Source organism: Streptomyces sp. NRRL F-525, assembly GCF_000716605.1.
Lineage (GTDB): Bacteria > Actinomycetota > Actinomycetes > Streptomycetales > Streptomycetaceae > Streptomyces.
On sequence record NZ_JNXE01000029.1, the window covers coordinates 86,543 to 110,374 of the forward strand.

The 23,832-nt window shown below is 70.8% G+C and carries 23 protein-coding genes and 1 pseudogene; 10 read left to right on the forward strand and 14 right to left on the reverse strand.

Features of this window, described 5'->3' with window-relative positions:
* Nucleotides 1-6: 6 nt before the first annotated feature.
* From OO69_RS33200 to OO69_RS33235, 8 genes are all read right to left on the reverse strand, one after another.
* Nucleotides 7-1,068 carry a glutamate ABC transporter substrate-binding protein gene (locus OO69_RS33200; protein ID WP_051801350.1) on the reverse strand — a complete coding sequence of 354 codons (1,062 nt, stop codon included), beginning with the start codon at nucleotides 1,066-1,068 and terminating at the stop codon, nucleotides 7-9.
* A 14-nt stretch (nucleotides 1,069-1,082) separates the two neighbouring features.
* Nucleotides 1,083-2,528: a hypothetical protein gene (locus tag OO69_RS33205; RefSeq protein WP_033284574.1), complete on the reverse strand. Its 1,446-nt coding sequence runs from the start codon at nucleotides 2,526-2,528 to the stop codon at nucleotides 1,083-1,085.
* A gap of 185 nt (nucleotides 2,529-2,713) precedes the next feature.
* Entirely contained in the window at nucleotides 2,714-3,685 is a 972-nt protein-coding gene (locus OO69_RS33210) for an N-acetylglucosamine kinase (RefSeq protein WP_033284575.1), read from the reverse strand.
* Nucleotides 3,676-4,941, reverse strand: a complete 1,266-nt coding sequence (locus OO69_RS33215; protein WP_033284576.1) for a 6-phospho-beta-glucosidase — start codon at nucleotides 4,939-4,941, stop codon at nucleotides 3,676-3,678. Before OO69_RS33215 ends, OO69_RS33210 begins: the two co-directional genes overlap by 10 nt.
* Before the next feature lie 6 nt (nucleotides 4,942-4,947).
* The gene (locus tag OO69_RS33220) at nucleotides 4,948-5,841 is read right to left on the reverse strand and encodes a carbohydrate ABC transporter permease (protein WP_033284577.1); all 894 of its coding nucleotides are present in this window, start codon (nucleotides 5,839-5,841) and stop codon (nucleotides 4,948-4,950) included.
* A gap of 2 nt (nucleotides 5,842-5,843) precedes the next feature.
* Nucleotides 5,844-6,785, reverse strand: coding sequence for a carbohydrate ABC transporter permease (locus OO69_RS33225; RefSeq protein WP_033284578.1), 942 nt, complete (start codon nucleotides 6,783-6,785; stop codon nucleotides 5,844-5,846).
* 7 nt (nucleotides 6,786-6,792) lie between these two features.
* The gene (locus OO69_RS33230) at nucleotides 6,793-8,130 is read right to left on the reverse strand and encodes an ABC transporter substrate-binding protein (protein WP_033284579.1); all 1,338 of its coding nucleotides are present in this window, start codon (nucleotides 8,128-8,130) and stop codon (nucleotides 6,793-6,795) included.
* A 111-nt stretch (nucleotides 8,131-8,241) separates the two neighbouring features.
* Nucleotides 8,242-9,453 (reverse strand): ROK family transcriptional regulator, encoded by a 1,212-nt coding sequence (locus tag OO69_RS33235; RefSeq protein ID WP_033284580.1) that lies wholly within the window; start codon nucleotides 9,451-9,453, stop codon nucleotides 8,242-8,244.
* A 339-nt stretch (nucleotides 9,454-9,792) separates the two neighbouring features.
* On the opposite strand from OO69_RS33235, the gene OO69_RS52100 reads away from it, so the two are divergent.
* Both OO69_RS52100 and OO69_RS33245 read left to right on the forward strand, forming a co-directional pair.
* Nucleotides 9,793-9,999 carry a hypothetical protein gene (locus tag OO69_RS52100; protein ID WP_033284581.1) on the forward strand — a complete coding sequence of 69 codons (207 nt, stop codon included), beginning with the start codon at nucleotides 9,793-9,795 and terminating at the stop codon, nucleotides 9,997-9,999.
* Between the two features lie 232 nt (nucleotides 10,000-10,231).
* Nucleotides 10,232-10,825, forward strand: coding sequence for a hypothetical protein (locus tag OO69_RS33245; protein WP_158713450.1), 594 nt, complete (start codon nucleotides 10,232-10,234; stop codon nucleotides 10,823-10,825).
* On the opposite strand, the gene OO69_RS33250 is transcribed toward OO69_RS33245, so the two are convergent.
* The gene (locus tag OO69_RS33250; RefSeq protein ID WP_033284583.1) at nucleotides 10,815-11,420 is read right to left on the reverse strand and encodes a TetR/AcrR family transcriptional regulator; all 606 of its coding nucleotides are present in this window, start codon (nucleotides 11,418-11,420) and stop codon (nucleotides 10,815-10,817) included. The genes OO69_RS33245 and OO69_RS33250 overlap by 11 nt on opposite strands.
* A gap of 108 nt (nucleotides 11,421-11,528) precedes the next feature.
* Here OO69_RS33250 and OO69_RS33255 point away from each other — a divergent pair, with 108 nt between their 5' ends.
* Nucleotides 11,529-12,485: an NAD(P)-dependent alcohol dehydrogenase gene (locus OO69_RS33255; protein WP_033284623.1), complete on the forward strand. Its 957-nt coding sequence runs from the start codon at nucleotides 11,529-11,531 to the stop codon at nucleotides 12,483-12,485.
* A 323-nt stretch (nucleotides 12,486-12,808) separates the two neighbouring features.
* Complete coding sequence (locus tag OO69_RS33260; RefSeq protein ID WP_033284584.1) at nucleotides 12,809-13,132, forward strand: hypothetical protein; 324 nt, start codon at nucleotides 12,809-12,811, stop codon at nucleotides 13,130-13,132.
* 20 nt (nucleotides 13,133-13,152) lie between these two features.
* Here the strand turns inward: OO69_RS33260 and OO69_RS33265 are convergent, their stop codons facing one another.
* Nucleotides 13,153-14,247, reverse strand: a complete 1,095-nt coding sequence (locus tag OO69_RS33265; protein WP_033284585.1) for a mechanosensitive ion channel family protein — start codon at nucleotides 14,245-14,247, stop codon at nucleotides 13,153-13,155.
* Nucleotides 14,248-14,571: 324 nt separating this feature from the next.
* Here OO69_RS33265 and OO69_RS33270 point away from each other — a divergent pair, with 324 nt between their 5' ends.
* On the forward strand, nucleotides 14,572-15,108 hold the full coding sequence (locus OO69_RS33270; protein WP_033284586.1) for an HNH endonuclease: 537 nt from the start codon (nucleotides 14,572-14,574) through the stop codon (nucleotides 15,106-15,108).
* Between the two features lie 83 nt (nucleotides 15,109-15,191).
* On the opposite strand, the pseudogene OO69_RS49005 reads toward OO69_RS33270, so the two are convergent.
* The 3 genes and pseudogenes from OO69_RS49005 to OO69_RS33285 all read right to left on the reverse strand — a co-directional run bounded on the left by OO69_RS49005 (nucleotide 15,192) and on the right by OO69_RS33285 (nucleotide 17,766).
* Nucleotides 15,192-16,541: pseudogene (locus tag OO69_RS49005) on the reverse strand (ABC transporter permease).
* Complete coding sequence (locus tag OO69_RS33280) at nucleotides 16,538-17,236, reverse strand: ABC transporter ATP-binding protein (RefSeq protein ID WP_033284587.1); 699 nt, start codon at nucleotides 17,234-17,236, stop codon at nucleotides 16,538-16,540. The pseudogene OO69_RS49005 and the gene OO69_RS33280 overlap by 4 nt, the downstream one beginning before the upstream one ends.
* Nucleotides 17,233-17,766: a PadR family transcriptional regulator gene (locus OO69_RS33285; protein WP_033284588.1), complete on the reverse strand. Its 534-nt coding sequence runs from the start codon at nucleotides 17,764-17,766 to the stop codon at nucleotides 17,233-17,235. The genes OO69_RS33280 and OO69_RS33285 overlap by 4 nt, the downstream gene beginning before the upstream one ends.
* A gap of 187 nt (nucleotides 17,767-17,953) precedes the next feature.
* On the opposite strand from OO69_RS33285, the gene OO69_RS53155 reads away from it, so the two are divergent.
* The 3 genes from OO69_RS53155 to OO69_RS33300 all read left to right on the forward strand — a co-directional run bounded on the left by OO69_RS53155 (nucleotide 17,954) and on the right by OO69_RS33300 (nucleotide 20,760).
* Nucleotides 17,954-18,277: a hypothetical protein gene (locus OO69_RS53155; protein WP_234444591.1), complete on the forward strand. Its 324-nt coding sequence runs from the start codon at nucleotides 17,954-17,956 to the stop codon at nucleotides 18,275-18,277.
* Entirely contained in the window at nucleotides 18,278-20,404 is a 2,127-nt protein-coding gene (malQ, locus tag OO69_RS33295; RefSeq protein WP_033284589.1) for a 4-alpha-glucanotransferase, read from the forward strand.
* Between the two features lie 77 nt (nucleotides 20,405-20,481).
* Nucleotides 20,482-20,760, forward strand: coding sequence for a hypothetical protein (locus tag OO69_RS33300; RefSeq protein WP_033284590.1), 279 nt, complete (start codon nucleotides 20,482-20,484; stop codon nucleotides 20,758-20,760).
* A 109-nt stretch (nucleotides 20,761-20,869) separates the two neighbouring features.
* Here OO69_RS33300 and OO69_RS33305 read toward each other — a convergent pair whose 3' ends face one another.
* Nucleotides 20,870-21,364 (reverse strand): MarR family winged helix-turn-helix transcriptional regulator, encoded by a 495-nt coding sequence (locus tag OO69_RS33305; protein ID WP_033284591.1) that lies wholly within the window; start codon nucleotides 21,362-21,364, stop codon nucleotides 20,870-20,872.
* Nucleotides 21,365-21,504: 140 nt separating this feature from the next.
* On the opposite strand from OO69_RS33305, the gene OO69_RS33310 reads away from it, so the two are divergent.
* The gene (locus OO69_RS33310; protein ID WP_234444592.1) at nucleotides 21,505-22,458 is read left to right on the forward strand and encodes an EamA family transporter; all 954 of its coding nucleotides are present in this window, start codon (nucleotides 21,505-21,507) and stop codon (nucleotides 22,456-22,458) included.
* 19 nt (nucleotides 22,459-22,477) lie between these two features.
* A complete protein-coding gene (locus OO69_RS33315; RefSeq protein ID WP_033284592.1) occupies nucleotides 22,478-23,794 on the forward strand; it encodes a sigma-70 family RNA polymerase sigma factor in 1,317 nt (438 codons plus the stop codon).
* Nucleotides 23,795-23,832: the final 38 nt, after the last annotated feature.

Sequence of the window (23,832 nt, forward strand, 5' to 3'; positions counted from 1 at the left end):
GGTCCGTCACGTGTAGTGCGGGGTCGGCGGGTCGGCCGACTCCGAGTCCTTACCCAGGGTGGGCAGCAGCCATTTCGTGTACGACGCCCGCCAGCCGTCGGGGCTGGTGCGGTAGCTCTCCAGTATTCGGTTGACCCGGCGTACCAGATCGGTGGCGTCCTTGTTCATCGCCACGCCGTAGTACTCGGTGGTGAAGGTGGTGCCCTTCAGCTCCACCGTCGGGTCCTGCGCGGCCTGGCTCGCGGCGAGCGCTCCGTCGGTCACCACCGCGTCCGCCTGGCCGAGTTGGAGCTCCACCAGGCAGTCCAGCTGGTTGGCGACGGGGGGCAGGATCTTCACGCTGGCGGGCAGCTTGCCGCTCGCCTTGTCATCCGTCAGCCGGTCGTTCGCCGTGGAACCCGACGCGGAGCAGACGCGCTTGCCGGCCAGGGACTTGTCGTAGCCGGTGATCGTCGACGCCTTCGGGGCGAGGACCTGCTGGCCGGTGAGGAAGTACGGGGCGGAGAAGGCGACTTGGCCGGCCCGGTCGCAGGTGATCGTCATCGTGCGGACCACCATGTCGACCTGCTTGTCCTGGACCGCCGGGATGCGCTGGTTGGTCGGGATGGCCAGGAACTGGACGCTGTTGGCGGTGTACGAGTCGCCGAAGATGTTCTTCGCGATCGCGGTGACCAGGTCGATGTCGAAGCCCTCCAGGTCACCGGAGGAGCTGTTGGGGTTGCGGTAGCCCCAGCGGTAGCTGTTCTGGTCGATGCCCACCTTCAGCACACCGCGCGCCTTGATGGCGTCGATCGTGGCGCCGTCGGCGTCCGACGGGGACGGGCTCTGGTTCTGGACGGTCGCCTCGTCGCACTCGGGCGCCCTGGCCTGGGTGCCCTGGACCGTCCGCTGACCGCCGAGGGCCGCGCCGCCCTCGCCGCGCGACTGCGTGAGCGGCAGCAGCAGCACGAAGGCGACCGCGAGGACGCAGACGACCGCCATCGCGCCCACCCCGCCCCAGCCCCGCAGGCCGGCCCGCACCCGCCGCACCGCGTTCAGCCGGCGAAGGAAGTCACTCCGTGCGCGCATCGTCACGCCCCCTTTCACCGGTACTCCGACAGCCTGCGCCCGATGCCCAGGACGGCCCCGGCCGCACCCAGCACCGCGAGCACCGCGGCTCCGAGGGTGAGGCCGGTCATCGCGTCCAGGCCGTCGCTCGCGGACTTCCTGAACTCCTTCGTCTCGTGCAGCAGCGCCGTGTTCAGCGAGGCGTCCACGGCGTTGAAGCACTCGCCCGTCGCGCCGCTCTTGCCGATGACACCGTCACGGGCCTGTTGGTAGAGGCCCTTCTCGTTGTCGTCGCTGACCTTCGCGTGGCGGGAGATCCACACCTTCATCGAACTGTTGGCGACCGCGACCGGCTTGCGGCCCGCGGAGTCGTCGGCCAGCGAGTCGGCCAGCTTCAGGCCCTTGCCGAGCTTCGCGATCTCCTGGTCGTACTCGTAGTCGTAGGCGTCCACGACCGTCTTGTCCGCCAGCGTCTTCGTCTCCGCGCCACGGCTGACCAGCGTCAGGTTCTCGTCGCTGCGCGCCTTCAGGGAGGCGATCCGCGCGTCGTGCAGCACGTTGAGCGACTTCACCCCGTGGTCGTACGAGGCGTCGAGCCCCGCGCGCGCGAAGGTGTGGCCGACGACCACCCACAGCAGGACGACCGCGGTGGTGGCCGAGGCGGCGACCAGGCCGTGGTTCAACACCCGGTTCGTACGCTGGTAGTTGCGCCGCTGGGCCCAGGCGAGCCCGCCGAGCGCGAGGAGCCCGAGGGCGATCGCGAACCAGGGATACGGCTTCGCGTCCCCGTAGTCGTCGCTCAGCCGCTGGTTCTCCGTCTTGTACAGCGTCTCGGCCTTGGGGAGCATCTTGTTCTGCATGGTGTCGTTCGCCGCGCGCAGATAGGCGCCGCCCACCGGGAAGCCCTGCCGGTTGTTGGCGCGGGCCGACTCGACCAACCCCTTGTACTCCGGGAGCAGTTCGTTGAGCTGCTTGATCGTCGTCGCGGACGACGAGCCCGGGTCGGTGTTGGCGGCGGCCGTCACGAGCTTCGCGGCGGCCGTCTTGATGTCCGCCTCGTACTGGTCGCGGGTCGCCTGCGTCTCCTGGAGCCCCGCCAGATAACCGCTCGCCGCCATCGTGTTGGCGTCGGCGAGCGAGCGGTAGATGTCCGCCGCGTCCGAGCTGAGCGGCTGGCTGTGGTGGAGCACGTCGCCGGCCGCCGTCGCCCGGCTGTCGGTCTGCCAGGCGGTGACCGCGCCGAACGCGATCACCAGCACGGCCAGCAGCGCGCCGATGGCCCGCAGCCGGCCCGGCTCGGTGGTCGCGGCCGCGCGCAACTGGTCCACGCCCTCGGCGATCGCCGTACGGCGCGCGGGCGCCGCGTCCGGCGTACGCCGGGGCGCGGGCGCCCCCGGCCGGCCCGGCTGCGGCGGCAGCACCGGCATCGTGGGCACCGCGGTGCCCGGTGGCGCCGTACTGCTCTTCTGCGGTTGTGTCACTGCTGACCTCCCCCAGGGTCATCCCGTCGCGGCAAGTATCGCCGCAGGGACTGACATTCCGCACCGGCCTTCACTGGATCTTGATCGGATCGCAGCGCGGTCACCGGATTTCCGGCACCACACAACGCCCCGCACCGCCCCCCTGTCCATGAATACGCCGTGGGAATCTGTTCGGTTCCCGGGTGTCAGTGCTCGTAATAGGCCCTGGCCCGCACATGTGCCCCGGCCGCGGCGCCCACATGGTCCAGACCGAGCAGCACGGAACCGAGGACCGGCCGCGCGGTGACGACCGTAGCCACCGCCTTGGGTGCCTTCGCTGCCAGCAACTCCCTTATCCGGTCGTCCAGTTGGGGATGCCGGGCGGCGAGGACGCTGCCGCCGAGCAGCACCGGCGCCTCCTCGTCGAGCAGGTCGAGGCGGGTCAGCGCGACCGTCGCCATGGCCACGACCTCCTCCGCCATCCGGTCCACGATCGACCGGGCCACCGGGTCGCCGTCCACCGCCGTCGCGAACAGCACCGGCGTCAACTCGTGCCGGCGGCGGTGTTCGACGTGTTCGAGATGCAGGGCCTCGATCAGGTCGTACATCGAGTCCAGGCCGAAGTACGCCGGGAGCGTACGCGCCAGGGCCGTAGGACCGCCGCGCCCGTCCTCCGCGCGGGCCGCGTGCCACAGGGCCTCCTCCGCCAGGCCCCAACCGCCGCCCCAGTCACCGGAGATACGGCCCAGCGCCGGGAAGCGGGCGGTGCGGCCGTCGGGCCGCATGCCGACGCAGTTGATGCCCGCCCCGCACACCACGGCGACTCCGCGCGGCTCCGGGATGCCCGCCCGCAGCACCGCGAACGTATCGTTGCGCACCTCCACACTCGTGCCCCACCCGCGCGCGTGCAGCGCGGCGGCCAACTGCTCCTCCTCCACGGGGAAGTCGGCGTTGGCGAGACAGGCCGACACATGGTCGACCGAGCTCACCCCCGCCTCCGCGAAGGCGCGGGCGACGGCTTCGGCGACGTTGTCGACGGCCGTCCCGATGCCCACGACCGGCGGCCGGAACCCGCCGCCGCGGGCCGTGGCGAGGATCTCCCCGTCGGCCGCCACGACCGCGACGTCGGTCTTGCTGTTGCCCGCGTCGACGGCGAGGACACTTGCGGTCAGGCCCACGCGAGGTGCTCCCGGTTGTGCGCGATCAGCTGGTCGGTCAGGGCTTCGGCGTACTCGTACTGGCCGATCAGGGGATGCGAGAGCAGCGCCCGGAACACCCGGTCCCGGCCCCCGCGCAACGCGGCCTCCAGAGCGAGGTCCTCGTACGCGGTCACGTTGGCCATCAGCCCCGCGTACAGGGGGTCGACTTCCGCTACGGCAAGGGGAGTCGGGCCCTTCGCGCCGACGGCCGCCTGTACCTCGATCACCGCGTCGTCCGGCAGGAACGGCAGCGTCCCCTTGTTGTACGTGTTCACCACTTGGTACGGGCTCCCGCCCCCGCCGAGCAGCGAGGCGGCGAGGTCGACGGCGGCCTCGGAGTAGTAGGCGCCGCCGCGCTTGGCGAGCAGCGCGGGCTTCTCGTCGAGGGCCGGGTCGGCGTACATCTTCAGCAACTCGCGTTCCATCTCGGCCACTTGGGAGGCCCGGGACGGCTTCGTCCGCAGTTCCCGTACGACCTCGTCGTGCGCGTAGAAGTAGCGCAGGTAGTACGACGGGACGACGCCGAGCCGGTCGAGGAGGACCCGGGGCAGGCTCAGGTCGGCGGCGATGTCGTCGCCGTGTTCGCCGAGCAGCTTGGGCAGCACGTTCTCGCCCTCGGGACCGCCGAGCCGCACACCGGTTTCCCAGGTGAGGTGGTTGAGGCCCACATGGTCGAGGTGCACATCGGTCGGGGTGACCCCGAGGAGTCCGGCGAACTTCCGCTGGAATCCGATCGCCACGTTGCACAGGCCGACTGCCTTGTGCCCGGCCTGGAGCAGGGCGCGGGTGACGATCCCGACCGGGTTGGTGAAGTCGATGATCCAGGCGTTCGGGTTCGTACGACGGACCCGTTCCGCGATGTCGAGAACGACCGGTACGGTCCGCAACGCCTTGGCGAGGCCGCCCGCGCCGGTCGTTTCCTGGCCGACGCAGCCGCACTCCAGCGGCCAGGTCTCGTCCTGCTCGCGGGCCGCCTGCCCGCCGACGCGGAGTTGCAGCAGCACGGCGTCGGCACCCTCGACACCGGCGTCCAGGTCGTCCGTCGTGACGATCCGGCCGGGGTGCCCCTGCTTGGCGAAGATACGGCGGGCCAACCCGCCCACCAGTTCAAGGCGTTCGGGCGCCGGGTCGACGAGGACGAGTTCCTCGACGGGCAGGGTGTCCCTCAACCGGGCGAAGCCGTCGATGAGTTCGGGTGTGTAGGTCGAGCCTCCGCCGACCACGGTGAGTTTCATGTGGGGTTAACCCTTCACTCCGGTGAGCGTGACGCCCTCGACGAACGCCTTCTGCGCGAAGAAGAACACGAGGATCACGGGGGCCATGACCAGCACGGTCGCGGCCATGGTGAGATTCCAGTCGGTGTGGTGCGCGCCCTTGAACGACTCCAGGCCGTAACTCAGCGTCCAGGCACCGGGGTTCTCGGACGCGTAGATCTGCGGCCCGAAGTAGTCGTTCCAGGCGTAGAAGAACTGGAAGAGCGCCACGGCGGCGATACCCGGTTTGGCCATCGGCAGCACGACCCGCACGAGCGTCTTGAACTCGCCGCAGCCGTCGACCCTCGCCGCGTCCAGGTACTCGTTCGGGATGGTCATCAGGAACTGCCGTAGGAGAAAGATCGAGAAGGCGTCTCCGAACGCCATCGGGATGATCAGCGGCCACAGCGTGCCCGAGAGGTCCAACTGCTTGGCCCAGAACAGGTACATGGGGATGATCACGACCTGCGGCGGCAGCATCATCATCGAGATGACGAGCATCAGCGACAGATTCCGGCCCCGGAAGCGGAACTTGGCGAGCGCGTACGCCACCGGGATCGACGACACGACGGTCAGGACGGTGCCGAGACCGGCGTAGATCAGGGTGTTCTTCCACCAGGTGAGGAAGCCCGGAGTGTCGAACACCTTGCGGTAGTTGCCCCACTCCCAGGTGTGCGGGATGAGGTCACGGCTCAGGGCCTGGCTGTCGCTCATCAGCGAGGTCAGGAACACGAAGACGAACGGGAGCGTGAAGAAGAGCGCGGCGGCGACGCCGAGCGAGTGGACGGCGATCCACTCCATGAGCGCCTTGCGGCGGGCGGTGCGCTCGGCGGGGGTCACCGGCGCCCGCAACTCCACGGGCTTGTCGAGTACTTGGGCCATGGTCAGTCACCTGCCAGGTTGAGGCCGCCCCGGCGCCGCATCAGGAACGCGGTGAACACCATCGACAGGGCGAACAGGACGAGTGCCACCACGCAGGCCGAGCCGTAGTCGAAGCGCTGGAAGCCGAGGTTGTAGACGAGCTGGGGAAGGGTGAGCGTGGACTTCTCCGGGTAGCCGGGCTCGAACTGCGTGCCGGCGCCCTGGATGACGCCGGACGCGACCTTCCCGGCGATGAGGGGCTGTGTGTAGTACTGCATGGTCTGGATCACGCCGGTGACGACCGCGAACATCACGATCGGCGAGATGTTCGGCAGCGTGACGAACCGGAACCGCTGCCAGGCCGACGCCCCGTCCAACTCCGCTGCCTCGTACTGCTCTTGGGGTACGTCGAGCAGCGCGGCCATGAAGATGACCATCAGGTCGCCGATGCCCCAGAGGGCGAGCAGGGTGAGCGCCGGCTTGGACCAGGTCGGGTCGTTGAACCAGCCCGGGGCCGGGATGCCGACCTTCTCCAGGATCGAATTGACCGGCCCGGTACCGGGGTTGAGCAGGAACGCGAACGCCATCGTCGCCGCGACCGGCGGGGCGAGATACGGCAGATAGAAGAGCGTCCGGAAGACGCCCGTCGCCGTCTTGATCTTGGTGATCAACAGGCCGACGCCGAGCCCGAACACGACCCGCAGCGAGACCATCACCACGACCAGCCACAGGGTGTTGCGCATCGCGGGCCAGAAGTACGGATAGTTCTTGAAGACGTACGTCCAGTTCTTCGTCCCCACCCACGTCGGCGGCTTGAAGCCGTCGTAGTGCATGAACGAGAAATAGACCGTCGAGATCAGCGGATACGCGAAGAAGACCGCGAAGCCGATCAGCCAGGGCGACATGAAGGCGAGTGTCCGAAGCGCCGACTTGCGGCGCTTCGACGCCAGAGTGACTGTGCTCATTCTGCGGCTACTTCGCCTGCGCGATGTCGGTGTCGATCTGCTTGGCCGTGCTCTTCAGAGCCGAGTCGAGGTCGGTGACCTTGCCGCTCTCGTAGTCGTAGCCGAGGTTCTGGATCGTCGTCAGGTACACACCGCCGTTGATGGAGGCGGGACTTGTGGTCGAGTACTGGTTCGACGCGATGTCCAGGAACGTCTTGAAGCGCGGGTCGTACTTCAGCTTCGGGGACTTGAGGGCGGCGAGGGTCGAGGGCACGTTGTGGATGCCGTTGGAGAAGTTCACCACCGCGTCCGTGTCCGTGGTGATGTACTTGACGAACTCCCAGGCGGCGTTCTGCTTCTTGCTGTTGGCGGCGATTCCGGTGATCGTGCCGGTGATGTAGCCCTTGCCGTACTGGGCGACCTGGTCGTCCGGGACGGGCAGCGGGGCAACTCCGATGTCCAGCTTGGGATTTGCCGCCGTGGCCATCCCGAGCCGCCACTCGCCGTCGAGCTGCATCGCGACCTGGCCGGTGTGGAAGGGGTGCTTGTCGCCCCACTCGTCACCGAGCGTGGAGCGGTAGCTCTCCAGCTTCTTGAATCCGCCGAGTTCGTCGACGAGCTTCTTCTGCAGCGTGAAACCGGCCTTGAACGCGGGGTCCGTGGCGAGCGCCGACTTGCCGCTCTTGTCGAAGTACGTCGGCGAGAACTGCGCGAAGATGTGCTCGGTCGTGGTCTCCCAGCCGTGGTAGTCGGGCATGAACCCGAGCTGCGAGTACGAGTCGCCCTTGCTGATGGTCAACTTCTTGGCGTCGGCCTCGAATTCGGACCATGTCTTGGGCGGGCTGGTGATGCCGGCCTTCTTGAATTCCGTCTTGTTGTAGTAGAGCCCGTACGCGTCGCCCAACAGGGGGGCGGTGCAACGGTTTCCGTCGAACTGGGTGTACTCGTTCATGGCCTTGGGGAACGTGGTCTCCGGGTCGATGTTCGCCTTCTTGAAGAAGGGATTGAGATCGACGAGAGCGCCCGACGAACAGAACTTGCCGACGTTGTTCGTGGTGAACGACGAGATCACGTCAGGGGACTTGCCGCCGCCAGTGCGCAGCGCCTGGTTGATCTTGTCGTCGGTCATGTTGCCGACCACATTCACATGGATGTTGGGGTGCGCCTTCTCGAACCCGGCGACCAGTGACTTCACGGCGCTCAGCTCGGAGGCGGCGCTCCAGGCGTGCCAGAAGTTGATGGTCACGTCCTTCGAGGCGTCGTCGGAGGCACCGGACGAGGACTGCCCCGTACAGGCGGTCGCGAGAAGGGCGAAGGAGGCGGAGGCGGCGACTGCGATGACCGCTTTCCGGGATATTCCGGGCATGGCGAGGTCTCCCAAGGGCAGGGCGGGGCGAGGTGGTTGGGGAAGCCGGGTGGTTCGAGGTGGGCCGAAGTCGGTCTGGGGGAACCGGAGTCGGCCGTGCGGGAAGTCGGGTCAGCGCGAGGTGTCGAAGACCTCGTCGCGGGTGGTTGCCAGCGCGCTCTCCAACGCGCCGCGCAGCACGGGGTGTTCATGGACGTCGCCGACGACGAGCCGGGGCCGCGACGCCGCCAGCTCCTCCAACTCGGCCTGGACGAGGGCGCGGAGAGGTTCGCCGCCCGCGGTCAGCGATCCACCGCTGAGGACGACGAGTTCGGGGTCGAGTACGGAGACGAGCGAGGCGAGACCGGTCGCGAGGTGGGTCGCGTAGATCTCCAGGAGCCGCCGCTGGGGACCGCTGGTGTGGTCGGCGGCGGTGGCGACGAGGGCGGCGGCGACCTCGGCGTAGGGACCCGTCGGGATCTCGGTGATGCCGAGTTCGCGGGCGAGTTGGGGCAGGGCCTGCGAGCCCGCCAGGGCCTGGTAACCACCGCTGTTGGCCTTGGTCACCTGGCGGACCAGGGGTGCGCCCGGCACCGGCAGGAAGCCGACCTCGCCCGCGCCGCCGGTCCAGCCGCGGTGCAGCCGGCCGCCGAGGACCAGGGCGGCGCCGAGGCCGCCCTCGTTCCACAGCAGCACGAAGTCGCCGTGTCCGCGGGCCGCGCCGAGCCGCTGCTCGGCTATGGCGACGAGGTTCACGTCGTTCTCGTACTCCACCGGCATCGGCAGCGCGGCGGCGAGTTCGTCGAGGAGGGCGGGGGAGTGCCAGCCCGGCAGGTGGGAGGCGTAGCGCAGCCGTCCGGTGTTGGGGTCGAAGGCGCCCGGGGTGCCGATGACGAGCCGGTGGACGTCGTCCCGGGCGAGCCCGGCGGCCTTCACGGCCCCGTCGAGGGTGTCGGTGACCTGCCGCACGACGGGCTGGGCGGGCCGCCGGCCCGGGGTGGCGAGCTCGAACTCCCCCACCGTGCGGCCGGTGACGTCGGCGACGGCGGCGCGGATGCGCTCCGGCGTGACGTCGAGCCCGGCGGCGTACGCGGCACTCGGATTGACCACGTACAGCTGGGCGTTGGGCCCCGGCCGCCCCTCGCTCGTCCCGGTGGCGAGCACGAGCCCCGCCGCCTCCAGCCGGGCCAGCAGCTGGGAGGCGGTCGGCTTGGAGAGGCCGGTGAGCTTGCCGATCCGGGTGCGGGAGAGCGGGCCGTGCTCCAGCAGGAGGTCCAGGGCGGCGCGGTCGTTCATGGCGCGCAGGACGCGGGGAGTGCCCGGGGTACCGGAGGTTCCTGCCATGTCGTACGCCACCTGCCTTCGAACTCTCGAACTTCCGAACCGCACAGCCTGTCACGTGATCACTGTTAGGAAAGTTTCCTATTGGGTGGGAGGAACGTAAGCCCGAGGCGAAGGGGGCGTCAATAGAGACCGCCCCCGAGGCAACAGACTCGTTACCTGCGGGGGCGGTACCGGCGAAGACGTAGCTGTCTTGACGGTGGTGTAGGTGCTCGAACTCTTTGCCCGGAACTGCAACTTGGCGGGCTGGGACACGCTGATCTTGTCGTCCGAGCCGTCGAGGTCGGCGCGAGGGTGGCCTCGATGTCGTTGTCCATGCCGGCGAGCCGGCCGCGGTAGAGCATGATCCCCGCGAACGTCGACCTGCCGTCCGCGACCACGTCCGCCGGCCGCGTCGGCGTGTACGTCACGGGCACTTTCACCGCCGCGGTCGTCCCTGCGACGATCGCCTTCCCCTTGTTGACCGTCACCCCGCTGAAGACGAGTTCCGGCGCGGCGGCCTGCGCGAGCGGCGCCGATGGCGAGTTTTCTCATGCTTGGGCGTGGTGAGTCTGCGATGAAAATGAGCCGAGCCTGTGAAGGTGGTCGCATCACGGGTTCGTCACGATGGGTAAAGCCGCAGGTGGGGGCGGGTGGCGGAGATTCCCCCGATCTGCCGGAATTGCGAGGCCTGTTGGGCGCTTTTCGGCCTCTGCGACTCCGCCCCCGAGGCCGATTCGTGATGCGGACCGGCCTGTCCTGCCAGCCGCCTCACAGATTCCTGACTTTTGATCAACCCCGTTTGCGAGAGGCAGGGAACGGTGAGCGGGGTGCGGGCGTGAAGGTGTGGGCGGGGTGCTGGCGGGAGGCGGCGTGCGCGGTCGCCGTACCCGTGGTGATCAGGGCCGGCTTCGAACTCTGGGACCGGGGCGGCGTCGCCTGGAGCACGGCGGGCGAACTGGCGGCGACATGGGCCGCCGCCAGCGTCGTATGGGCGGTAGTGGCATGGCTGTCGCTACGACACCGGGCGCGCGGGTCGGGCATCACCCTCACCCCGGACGCCCTCGCCGCCCGCCAGGCCCGCCAACTCCGCGTGCTACGGCCCTCGGTGGGCTGGTCGGACCGGATGCGCACGGAGTTGAAGGCGTCGGACCGCGCGTCCGTCACGGCGGAGAAGGGGCGCGAGGAGATCTGGTTCCACTGGCGGCCGGGGTGGCGTAGGCGCACGGTCTGGGGGTCGATGGCGTTCGACGAGGTGTCGGGGACGGTCGTGCTCGACCTGCGCGACGAGGAGATGGCCGGGGGGCTGCGGAAGGGGGCGTCATTCGTGGCGATGTGCCAAGTGGCGGGAGTTCTGGGGCTGGTGGGCGTGGAGGGGGAGGCGCTCACGGCGTAGATGCGGAGGGGGAGGAGCTCGCGCCGCGCATACCGTCGATCGCGATGTCCAGCAGCCGGGCCGCCTGGGTGCCGTCGTCCTGGCCCTCTGTCGCGAGTGAGATGGCGCTGACGAGCGTGAGCATGTCCTCGGTGCGGATGTGGGGACGTACCGCACCCGACTGCTGGGCGTCGCGCAGGAGTTGACCGGCAGCGGTGGTGATCGTCGCCACGCAGTCGTCGTCCTCCTCCAGCAGGCCGGTGTCCCGGCCGTCGTGCAGGAGTGAGGCGACGAGGCCGCGGCTGGCGGCCGCGTAGGCGTTGAAGTCCCGTAGCCAGGAGAAGAGCGCGGTGCCTGGTTCGCTCGCGAGGGCGTGCTCCTCGGCCCTCGCGCAGAGCGCCTCGACGCGGTCGCGGAAGACGGCTCGCAGGAGGGATGCCCGGGAGGGGAAGTGTCGGTGCAGGGTCGCCGACCCCACGCCCGCCCGGCGGGCGATCTCCTCCAGCGAGGCGCCGGCTCCGTGCGTCGCGAACGCCTTCTGGGCGGCGGCGAGGACACGGTCGTAGTTGCGCTGGGCGTCCGCCCGCAGGGGCCGTCGCGCCGCCGTGTCGACCACGTTGACCTCCTGCGCTTGATAAATGGGGTGGCTCTCCGGTTATGGTAGCCGACAGGAAGTGGGGTGCCACCCCACTTTGTGTTCCGGGACGCCCAGGGGAGACCGATCATGCGTGCTGTGCAGTACGACCGTTACGGCCCGCCCGAGGTGCTGCGGGTCGACGAGGTGCCCGTGCCGAGTCCCGGGCCGGGAGAGGTGCTCGTCGAGGTGTATGCCGCGAGCGTGGACGCGGGGGAGATCGCCTTCCGGGCGGGCAGGTTGCGCTGGATGACTCGCGCGGGCTTCCCCCGCCGCGTGGGCGGTGACTTCGCCGGCCGGGTCGTGGAGGCCGGGGCCGGAGTGAGCGCGTGGCGGACCGGGGACGCGGTGTGGGGACTCGTGCCGCACCTCACCTTCGGGTCGATCGCGGAGTACGTCGCCGTACCCGAACGGCGCCTTTCCCGCGCACCGAAGAACCTGAGCCTGCTCGACGCCGCCGCGCTTCCGGTATCGGGGACGACCGCGCTGACCGCGCTGACGGACAAGGCCCAACTCGCGCCGGGCGAGCGGCTCTTGGTCCGGGGTGCGGCCGGGGGCGTGGGCAGCGTCGCCGTACAACTGGGCAAGGCGTTGGGCGCGCATGTCACGGCCCTTGCGGGGGCGCGGAACGTCGACTGGGTCGTGGAACTCGGTGCGGATGTCGCCCTGGACTACCGCACGACCCGGCCGGAAGACCTGGGCCGCTTCGACGTCATCGTCGACGTGGTCGGCACGGACCTGGGCGCCTACCAGGCCCGGCTCGCTCGGCGCGGCCGCCTGATCGCGCTGGCCTTCGACCCGGATCACATCGTCACGTCGATGCTCGGCACGGGGCTGCGGGCCGCGGCACGGCCCCGCCGGGTGAAGCTCTTCAGCAACGACCCGTCGGCCGACCGGATCGCTGAACTTGCCCGGTCCGTCGAGGCGGGGGATGTGCGGCCCGTGACCGACACGGTGTTTCCGCTGGCCGACATCGCGGAGGCGCACCGGAGGCTCGAAAGGGGCGGCGTGCGGGGGAAGTTCGTGATCGAGGTGCGGGGGGCGTAGGGGGATTGCCTGGGGGTGGGGGGTGGGGCGTGGAAGTGTGACAGTTGGTGTGAAAGTGTCACACTTTGGCGGGGAGGGTGTGCTGCGGTGGGGGTCTTGGAGTCGCGTGGGGCGAGGCTGAGGCGGGATGCGCGATCGTCGGGATCGAGCGCCACCCGGAAACGGCTCACCGCCTGCGCGCCGCTGAGCAGGCGATCAACAGCGCCGACCCCTCCGTACGCGACCGTGCCATCGGTGGAGCCGGGGAAATCGTGCAGGCGGCGCGTCGCCAGGTCGCGGATGATCGTGGTGGCTCAAGTGAGCCGGTCGGACGGTGGTGTTGAGTGGGGGTACAGGTCAAGGAGCGGTCCTGGTACGGCGTCCGGTGTGTCTTCCGGCATCGTGAACTCGGTGTCTACGAAGAGCGGTTGACCCTGTGGCGGGCCACCTCGCTCGACGAGGCCGTCACCCGTGGGGAGTTGGAGGCGCACGAGTACTGCGCCGACCTCGACGGCGTCGAGTACGCCGACTTCGCCGAGGCGTACCGGATGTTCGGTGAGCCGGGGGAGGGTGCCGAGGTCTTCTCGCTCATGCGGGAGAGCGGGTTGCCTGCCGGTGAGTATGTGGGGCGGTTCTTCGCTAGGGGGGCGGAGCGGGCGGGGGGTTGAGACGTATCCGCCCCCTACAACTACCGCCCCGTCGGCCGCTGCGAAGCAATAGGCGAAGTAGCCGCCACCTGAGGCGAATCCGAGTTCGAGTACACCGACGGCGCCGCGACCGCTTCCGTCGGGTCCGCCGCATCCTCCACCGGATCAGCCGTAGCCCCGCCCACGATGCGAATGTTCGCCTCGTCGAAGGCCCGCTTGACCCGCCACCGCAGTTCCCGCTCGACGCTCACCGACTTGCCCGGCATGGTCCTCGCGGAGAGCCGGACGACCATCGAGTCGATCAGGACGCTGTCCAGGCCGAGGACCTCGATCGGGCCCCAGAGGAGCTCGTTCCAGGGCTCTTCCTTGCTCATCCGCTCCGTTACCGCGTCCAGGGTGGCCTTTACGCGGTCCAGGTTCTCGGATGCCTTCACCGTCACATCCACGCCCGCCGTCGCCCAGCCCTGGGACAGGTTCCCGATGCGCTTGACCTCGCCGTTGCGGACGTACCAGATCTCGCCGTTGTCGCCGCGGAGCTTCGTCACGCGGAGGCCGACCTCGATGACCTCGCCGGAGGCGACGCCCGCGTCGATCTGGTCGCCGACGCCGTACTGGTCCTCGAGGATCATGAAGACGCCGGAGAGGAAGTCCGTGACGAGGTTGCGGGCGCCGAAACCGATCGCCACGCCCGCCACACCGGCGGAGGCCAGCAGCGGGGCCAGGTTGATCTCGAAGGTCGCCAGGACCATCAGGGCGGCTGTGCCGAGGATCACGAACGACGCCACCGAGCGGAGGACCGAGCCGATCGCCTGGGAGCGCTGGCGGCGGCGTTCCGCGTTGACCAGGAGACCGCCGAGCGCCGTGCCGTCCACCGACTCGACCGTGCGGTTCATCCGGTCTATCAGCTTGGTGATCGCCCGCCGTACCGTCATTCTCAGGACCGCCGCGATCACCACGATCAGCAGGACCCGGAGACCTATCGCCAGCCATGTGGACCAGTTCTGCTCCACCCAGCTCGCGGCGTTGGTCGCGCTCTCCTGGGCGTCCTGGAGCGAGGGTACGGTCACCGACGTCTCCGAGGGGCTCGGGGACGGCGACGGCGTAGCGGCGGCCAGTAGGACGGCGGACAAGGACACGGCAGGTACCTCCAGGTGCTGCGTCCGCCCTCCGGCATGGTCCGACAGGGGCAAGGTCACGAATAGGTCACCAAGAGGGCGGGCCCACCACACTATCGGGGCATCGTGTGTGGATCGTTGCCGTGTTCAGGGGAGAGGCTGTGCTCAGCCGGGAATGAACAGGTGGGACGAACCCACACCCGTCCCGGCCCCGCATCACATGTGGTCGAAAACACTCCCAGCCCGTTACCGGGACATGGTGGCGCTTCCACCAGGCATGAGGGGAGACTGACTACAGATCGTCCCGGCGCGAGCCACGCGCCGCCGACGCACAAGGAGGCATCCGTGCCGCATGTCCTGGTCCTCAACGCGTCGTACGAGCCACTCGGCGTCGTACCGCTCCGCCGCGCGCTCGTCCTCGTCCTGGAGAACAAGGCAGTCTCCCTTGAGGAATCCGGCGCCTTTATGCACAGCGCAACCGTCACAGTCCCCGCACCCAGCGTGGTCCGGCTCAAGCGATTCGTGCGGGTTCCCTATCGGGGGCCCGTTCCTCTCACCCGCCGGGCGCTCTTCGCGCGCGACGGGGGCCGGTGCATGTACTGCGGTGGCGTCGCAACCAGCGTCGACCATGTCATTCCGCGCAGCCGCGGGGGCAAGCACGCCTGGGACAACGTGGTGGCGTCCTGCCGCCGCTGCAACCACACGAAGGCCGACCGGCACCTCTTCGAGATCGGCTGGCGGCTGCGCCACAAACCCGCCCCACCCACCGGCCTGGCCTGGCGCATCATCGGGACAGGTCATAGGGACCCGCGCTGGCTGCCGTACTTGCAGCCGTACGGCGCGGAGGACGCGATGGCCCGGATCGACGGCATCTCCGCCTGACGATCCGGGCTTTTGTGTACGCCCACGTACGGCGGTACGGAGTCGTCCGCCCCGGCAGCCCCCCGTGCTGCCGGGGCGGACCGTCATGCGTAGCGCAGCTCGCCCGGCCGCACCGACCGCCGCAGCAACGGCAGTGACGTCGCCGCCGCCAGCACGCAGGCCGCGTACACGCCGACCGGCACCAGCAGCGCCGCGTACGGCACCGGCACGTCCGTGTGCTCGGAGACGGCGGCGCCGTACCAGGCGCTGATCACCGTGCCGCCGAGGCCCGCCACCGCGATCGCCGGGAGCAGCGGCAGCGCGGTCTCCAGGAGGAGCGCCCGGGCCAGTACGGCGTGCGGCACCCCGGCGGCGGCCTGCGCGGCCAGGCCCCGGCGCCGGACGGCGAGCGACTCGGCGGTGCCCACGGCCAGGGCGGTCAGCACGAGCGCGAAGGCGACGAGGATCGCGGCGGCCGTCAGGTCGATGCCCGTCGTGTAGTACGCCATGCGCGTGCCGAGGTGGCCCCTGCGGCGCATGTCCTCCAGGCCCGCGAGCAGGATCTGCCGTACGCCCGCGAAGCCCGACCCCACGACCGTCACCAGCAGCAGTGCCGCGTGGGTCCGGGCCGTCGACCAGGGGTCCTCGCGCATCCGTTCCGCCGCGATCAGCAGCGCGGGGCGGGAGGTGCCGGCCGCGAAGCCCTCACCCAGTTGGCGGGACGAGGCCCCGGACAACCAGATCGCGATCAGGCTGATCAGTACGGCCAGGACGAGCACCATCACCGGGACCAGGTCGAAGGCGACGGGGCTGCCGAACACCGGGGTCAGCGCGAGGAACACCGCCGTCGCCGCGAGCAGCCAGGTCGCCGTGCGCAACAGCCGCCCCGGCTTTCGCGCCGGCCACGTCCGCCGCACCCGGCCCAGCGGATCCGCCACCACCCGCCGCAACGCCACAGCGCTCACGACCGCCCCCAGCACCGGCACGCCCACGGCGACCAGCACGACACCGGCCTAGGCGACGGCGTACGGCAGCAGCGGCACCACGACCGCCGTCGCCACCACCGCCCCGGCCAGACACGCGAGCCCCGACTCCAGCGCGGCGATCCGCCGCACCTGCCACGGCCCGGCCCCCGCCAGCCGCAACGCGGCCAGCCGCCGGTCCCGGTGCACCGCCCCGATCCGCGCACACTGCCCGAGAAACCCGAGCACCGGGATCAGCAGCAGCCCGAGCGCCAGACTCACGTTCCGCCGGTCACTGGGGGAGTCGAACAGCCCGGACCCGAAGGACACCGAGTAGAACCCGTCCAACGACAGCAGCGCTACGACGGCCAGCCCGATCCCCGTCGCCAGCGCGGCCCCGGCCGCCGTGAGCCCGACCCGCCACCACTCGCGCCGGTCCGACCCCTGAGTCAGCAACCAGGCCAGCCGCAGATCCGTGAGCAGCGCGCTCATACCGTCACCCCCGCCGTCGCCACGGTCCCGTCCGTCAGCCGGAGCTCGCGGTCCGCGTACGCCGCGACCTGTGCGTCATGGGTGATCAGCAGCACCGCCGTACCGGACTCGCGGGCCGTGCCGACCAGGGCCGTCATCACCTGCTCGCTCGCCAGGGAGTCCAGCGCGCCCGTCGGCTCGTCCGCGAAGACGACCTTCGGGGAGGTGACCAACGCCCGTGCCAGCGCGACCCGTTGGGCCTGTCCGCCGCTCAGCTCACCCGGCCGCAGCTCGCCCTGCCCGCGCACCCCGAACCGCTCCAGCCACTCCCCGGCCGCCGCCCGGGCGTCCGTCCGCGAGGTGCCCGCGAGCAGCAGCGGCAGCGCGACGTTGTCGACGGCCGTCAGCTCGGGTATCAGCTGCCCGAACTGGAAGACCACCCCGAACTCCGTGCGCCGCAGCTCGCTGAGCCGCTTCTCGGGCAGGTCGTCCAGCCGTTCCCCCGCGTACGTCACCGTCCCCTCGTCGGGGCGGACGATTCCCGCCAGGCAGTGCAGCAGCGTGGATTTTCCGCTGCCGCTGGTCCCCGTGACGGCGAGGATCTCGCCGGTGTGCAGGTCGGCCGAGGCGCCGGTCAGCGCGCGGGTCCTGCCGTGCGTCTTGGCGAGGTCACGGGCCGCGAGGAGCGGCGCCGCCGTACCCCCGTTGTCGCTCATGCTGTGTCGACCTCCGCGGTCAGAGTGGTCAGCCGGGCCGCCGTCGTCGCCATCCAACGGAGGTCCGCGTCAAGGTGGTTGAGGGCGTAGTCCGCCGAGAGCACGGTCGCGAGGTCGGTGCCCTTGGCGGTCTTGACCGCCGTGAGTTCCCTCATCCGCTCCATGTGCGCGGCGCGTTGGGCCCGCAGATACGCCTCCGGGTCGCCGTCGGCCAGGATCGAGACGACGACCTTGGCGAAGATCTCGTTCGTCACGAAGGGCGCGGGCGGGGCGATCTCCCCTGCCCAGCGGGCGAGTTCACGCGAACCGTCCGCCGTCGCGCGGTACGCCGTGCGCTCCGGGCCGCCGTCCGAACCGGTGCCGTCGACCTCCGCGAGACCGTCCCGGACCAGCCGCTGGAGGGTCGTGTAGACCTGCCCGTAGGCCAGCGGGCGGGCCTGCGGGAAACGTTCGTCGTGGCGTCGCTTGAGGTCGTAGCCGTGGCTCGGTCCTCCCGCGAGCAGGCCCAGCAGGATGTGGCGGGTGCTCATGGCGCTCAGTATGCACTGGATACATGTACTGAGTGAATAGTGATCAGCCGGAAAAGTACGGGGAGTGGGGGGTGGGAGTGGCCGCAGTGCCACCCGTACCCCAACCTGGAGGTCTGCCGTCGCGTCCACTGGGTAGGGCTTGCGGTGACCATCTCCCACGCTCGCCCGACACGACAAGGAGGCCCCCGTGGCCGCAGCATCGGCATCACTTCCGCGCCCGGCCCGCTCCAAACGCACCCCGGAGCCGGCCGCCGACCCCGACCTGTTCTTCGTCGACTCCGAGGGCGCCTGGGCCGAGACCCCGCTGACCAGCGAACCCCCGCTGGCCGACGCCGAACCCCTCACCAGCGAGCCCCCGCTCGCCGACGCCACCCCGCTCACCAGCGAGTCCGCCACGATGGACGCGCCGCTGACCAGCGAGGCCGGCCTGATCGACGACCCGATGACGACGAGCGGTGAACTCGCCGCCCTGGCCGACCCGTTCGCCGACCCGGACCCGACGAGGCCCTAGATGACCGCACCCCGGCCGGCGGACGCCCTCGGCGAGGACCTGGCGCACCTCGCCGAACTGCACGGCGTCGCCACCGCCTACAGCCCCTCACCGGACCGCGCGGTCCCCGCCTCCGCCGTCGCGGTCGTCGCCGCGCTGGCCGCCCTCGGCGTCGACGCGAGCACCCCGCAGGCCACCGCCGCCGCGCTCGCCGCCCGCCAACAGGAGCTGGCCGCACGGCTGTTGCCGCCCACCGTCGTGGGCCGGTACGGCAGCACGCCCCCCGCGCTCGACGCGCTGCCCGAGGGCACCGTGCTCCACATCGAGACCGAGCAGGGCGAGTTGCGGTCGAGCGCCGAGCAACTCCCGCTCGGCGTCCACCACTTGACGGCCACCGCGCCGGACGGCCGCAGCGCCGAGGCCCAACTCGTCATCGCCCCGGACCGGTTGCCCACGCCCGCGGAACGGTCGTACGGGCTGATGGTGCAGGTGTACTCGCTCCTCTCCCGGCGCTCCTGGGGCATGGGTGACCTCGGTGACCTGGGTGAACTCGCCGCCTGGGCCGGGCGGTCGCTCGGGGCCGGGTTCGTGCAGGTCAACCCCCTGCACGCGGCCGTGCCGGGCGCGCCCACCGACCCGTCGCCGTACCGGCCGTCCTCGCGCCGCTTCCCCGACCCGGTGTATCTGCGGGTCGAGGACGTCCCCGAGTTCGCGTACGTCGAGGAGGCGGAGCGGGAGCGGCTGCGCGGGCTCCTCGAACGGGCCGGGCGGCTGCGGGAATCCGTCCTGGAGAAGGAGGCGTTGATCGACCGCGACGCCGTGTGGGAGCTGAAGCGCGAGGCGCTGGAGCTCGTCCGCGAGGTCCCCCTCGGACCCGGACGACGGGCCGCCTACGTCGACTTCCTCGCCCGCGAGGGCGAGGCGCTGGAGGACCACGCCACCTGGTACGCCCTCGCCGAGGTGCACGGCTCGAACTGGCGGGAGTGGCCGGCCGCCCTGCGCGACCCGCGCTCACCCGAAACCGCGCGCGCCCGGGGCGAGTTGATGGACCGCGTCGACTTCCACTGCCGCCTCGCCTGGCTCACCGACGACCAGCTCACCGCCGCCCAGCGGGCAGCGCGGGAAGCGGGCATGCCGATCGGGGTCGTGCACGACCTCGCCGTCGGAGTGCATCCGGACGGTGCCGACGCGTGGGCCCAACAGCGGTACTTCGCCGCCGGCATGTCGGTCGGCGCACCCCCGGACGCCTTCAACTCCCTCGGCCAGGACTGGGGTCTGCCCCCGTGGCGCCCCGACCGCCTCGCCGAGTCCGGCTACGCCCCCTACCGCCGCCTGCTCCGCGCGCTCTTCCGTTACGCGGGCGCCCTGCGCATCGACCACGTCATGGGCCTGTTCCGCCTGTGGTGGGTCCCGCAGGGGCATCCGCCCACCGAGGGCACGTACGTCCGCTACGACGCGGAGGCCATGCTCGCCGTCCTCGCGCTGGAGGCCTCGCGCGCCGGGTCCGTGGTGATCGGCGAGGACCTGGGGACCGTAGAACCGGGTGTGCGCGAGACGCTGCAGGAGCGCGGGGTGCTCGGGACGTCGGTGCTGTGGTTCGAGCGGGACTGGGAGGGCGACGGGCGTCCGCTCGCGCCGGAGAAGTGGCGGGCCGACTGCCTCGCCACCGCCACCACCCACGACCTGCCGCCCACCGCGGCCCGGCTCACCGGCGAACACGTCGAACTCCGCGACCGGCTGGGCCTGTTGACCCGGCCGGTGGAGGAGGAACGGGTCGAGTCCGCCACCGATGTGGGGGAGTGGCTGGCGCTGCTGGCCCGGCTCGGCCTCTACGAGCACCCCACGGGCGGCGGGCGGCCCGCGTCCGAGGAGGAGGCGGAGATCCACGCCGTCCACCGGTTCCTGCTCCGGACCCCGGCCCGCATGATCGGCGTCTGGCTCCCGGACACCGTCGGCGACCGGCGTCCGCAGAACCTGCCCGGCACGTGGGACCAGTATCCGAACTGGCGCCTGCCCATCGCCGATGCGGAGGGGCGGCCGGTGACGCTGGAGGAGCTGGCGGCTTCGCCGCGGCTGCACGCGCTGGTGGACGTGCTGCGGGTGGGGCTGGGCGAGGGGACGGAGGCCGGTGGAGAAGGGGGTCCGTGAGGGGCGTGCGGCCCATGCGGCACCCCATACGGCACCCCGGGCGCGCGGCCCGTTCGGACGTTCGCTACTTTTGCGGTGTGGACAAGAAGAACGCCCTGCGCGCCGGCGCCCTGGCTGCCGGTACGACGCTGATGATGCTGCTCATGACGTCCCCCGCGCTCGCGCTCACCCGCGACGACGGTGACGACCCGGGCTCCGGCCTGAGCGTCGCCGAGACGCTGGGGCTCTATGTCCTGATCCCGCTCGCCCTGTTCGCGATCATCGCGGGCCTGGTCATGGCGCTGGACAAGTCCAAGGACCGCGCGCCGAAGGCCAAGTCCGGCAAGACCGGCACCGCCGTCGACGCCAAGGTCTGACCTCACCTTTTCCGGAAGGCGCCCACATCACCCACAGCGGTGAGGCGGGCGCCTTCGGCATGTCCTGAGGCGGGCACCCTCTGCCGCTGAACAGACCTGTGCGGAGCGGTCATCGCTCGGTCGAGGCCAGCAACTTCCTCAGCAGGTCGGCCAGTTGGTCGGCCTCGTCGGCGGCCAGGCCGGACAGGGCCGCCGTCTGGGTCGCGAGTCCGGAGCCGACCGCCTCGTCTATCAGCGCCAACCCCTTCTCCGTCAGGGTGACTTGGAGGCCGCGGCGGTCGTGCGGGTCGGGGGAGCGGCGGAGGAGGCCGGCCCGTTCCAGTTTGTCGAGGCGGCCGGTCATGCCGCCGGTGGTGAGCATCAGGGTCGCGGAGAGCTCGCGCGGCGAGAGCGTGTACGGCTCGTCGGCCCGGCGCAGGGTCGCGAGGACGTCGAACTCGCCGCGCGAGATGCCGTGCGGGACGTACGCCTTCTCCATGCGGTCGCCCATGGCCCGGGCGAGCCGGAAGATCCGCCCGAAGACCTCCATCGCGGCGGTGTCGAGGTCGGGCCGCACCGTCGCCCACTGCTCGACGATCGCGTCGACGGGGTCCTTGTCGTTCATGGGGTGAGTATCCGCCGGTCAGTGGGTCGGTCGCAAGAAAGTGGATCACGGGTCAGTGGATCAGGGGTTAGTGGCTTGACGGTAAGTTGCTTAGCGGTAAGCTAATCAGTGTCGACCTACTTCGGCCTCCGCTGAAAGGCATGTCTCCCATGGCCAGTCGCCCGGTCCTGACGGCCGCCCTCACCGCCCTCGCCCCCATCTCCTGGGGCACCACCTACGCCGTCACCACTCAGTTCCTCCCGCCCGACCGCCCCCTCTTCACCGGCCTGATGCGCGCCCTGCCCGCCGGCCTCGTGCTCCTCGCACTCGCCCGGGTGCTGCCGCGCGGCGCGTGGTGGTGGAAGGCGACGGTGCTCGGCGCGCTGAACATCGGCGCCTTCTTCCCGCTGCTGTTCCTGTCGGCGTACCGGCTCCCCGGGGGCATGGCGGCGGTCGTCGGGTCGGTCGGGCCGCTGATCGTCGTAGGACTCTCGGCCGTGCTGCTGGGGCAGCGGCCCACGGCCCGGAGCGTGCTCACCGGTGCCGTCGCGGCCTTCGGTGTCAGTCTCGTCGTACTGAAGGCGGCCGGGGCGTTCGATCCGGTCGGCGTGCTCGCGGCCCTGGCCTCCACCGCGTCCATGTCCACCGGCACCGTGCTCACCAAGCGGTGGGGCCGCCCCGACGGCGTCGGCCCGCTCGCCCTCACCGGATGGCAGCTCACCGCCGGCGGGCTGCTGATAGCCCCCGTCGCCTTCCTGGTCGAGGGGGCGCCGCCCGCGCTGGACGGGCGGGCGGTCGGCGGTTACCTGTATCTCGCGCTGGCCAACACGGCGATCGCGTACTGGCTCTGGTTCCGCGGGATCGGCCGGCTCTCCGCGACCCAGGTCACCCTCCTCGGCCCGCTCTCCCCGCTGACCGCGGCCGTCGTCGGCTGGGCCGCGCTCGGGCAGGCGCTCACGGCGGTGCAGGTGGCGGGGATGGCGCTGGCGTTCGGGGCGACGGTGTTCGGGCAGATCGGTCCGCGTACGCCTCCTGTTCCGGTCCGGGAGGTAGCGTCACGCGGGAATGTCGTTACGCAACGCCGTGAGGCGACACCTGTGACGCAACGCTCGTGACGCAACGCCGGAGGCACCCGTGGCCGAAGACTCCTGCCCCAGCTGTGGCAAGCCGCTCATCGCACGGGCGGGCCGTACCGGCCGGCGTTCCGTGTACTGTTCCGCCGCCTGCCGGCAGAAGGCCTACCGGGAGCGGCAGGGCGGCGGTGGCGGGGCCGGAGTCGACGGGCTGATCAAGGAGATCGGGCGGCAGGTCGAGGAGTTGGTCCCGCAGCCGCCTTCCGTCTTCTACTCCGGAGTGACGGAACTGTCCTCCTCCGTCGCGCGGTTGAGGCGGGTGGCGCGCACCGCGCGGGACACCGCTCAGGAACCCGTCACGCACCTACCCGTTACGGAAGCCCCCGCCATCCCCCAAGTCCCCGTCGACGAAGGCGACTTCGCCGCCCTCGTCGAGTCCCACCGGCGTGAGATCCAGGTCCACTGCTACCGCATGACCGGGTCGTACGACGACGCCGAGGACCTGGTCCAGGAGACGTTCCTGCGGGCCTGGCGGGCCCGGGACACCTTCGAGGGGCGGGCCGGTGCCAGGACCTGGCTGTACCGCATCGCCACCAACGCCTGCCTGGACTTCCAGCGCCGTACGGCCCGCCGCCCCAAGCGCTACGAGCCCTTGCCCGGCATGAACCACGGCGGCGGGGAGCCGCCCGCCCGCATCACGTGGCTGCAGCCCTACCCCGACGACGAGTTGCCCTCCGCCGAGGAGCAGCCGGAGGCCGCCGCGGTCTCCCGCGAGACCCTCGAACTGGTCTTCCTGGCCGCCGTACAGCATCTCCCGCCGCGCCAGCGCGCGGTGTTGGTGCTGCGGGACGTCCTCGGACTGACCGCCGTGGAGACCGGCGAGGCCCTCGACATGACCGTGGCCTCGGTCAACAGCGCGCTGCAACGCGCCCGCCCCACCCTGCGCGACCGGCTGCCCGGCCGCCGTGCCGACTGGACGACCGACGAGCCCACCGAGCACCAACGCACCCTGGTCAAGCGGTACATGGCCGCCGCCGAGCGCCTCGACCTGTCCGAGGTCGCCGAGCTGCTCAGCGAGGACGTCACGCTCACCATGCCGCCGAACCCGTTCTGGTTCACCGGCCGCGACGCGCTGCTCGAATTCCTGAGCGTGAGTCTCGACGCCAACTCGCCCATGTTCCTGGGGCATTGGCGTCATCTCCCCGCCCGCGCCAACGGGCAGCTGGCGGCCGGGGGTTACGTCCGCCGACCCGGTACGACGGTCTACCGCGCCCAGGTCCTCGACGTGCTCCGCTTCGGCCCCGACGACCGGATCGTGGAGATCACGTCCTTCGAGCCGCACCTGTTCCCGGCCTTCGGACTGCCGCTGCGCCTGTGACCGACCAGGGGTGACCGATGAGTGGCGGCCCCCGCGTG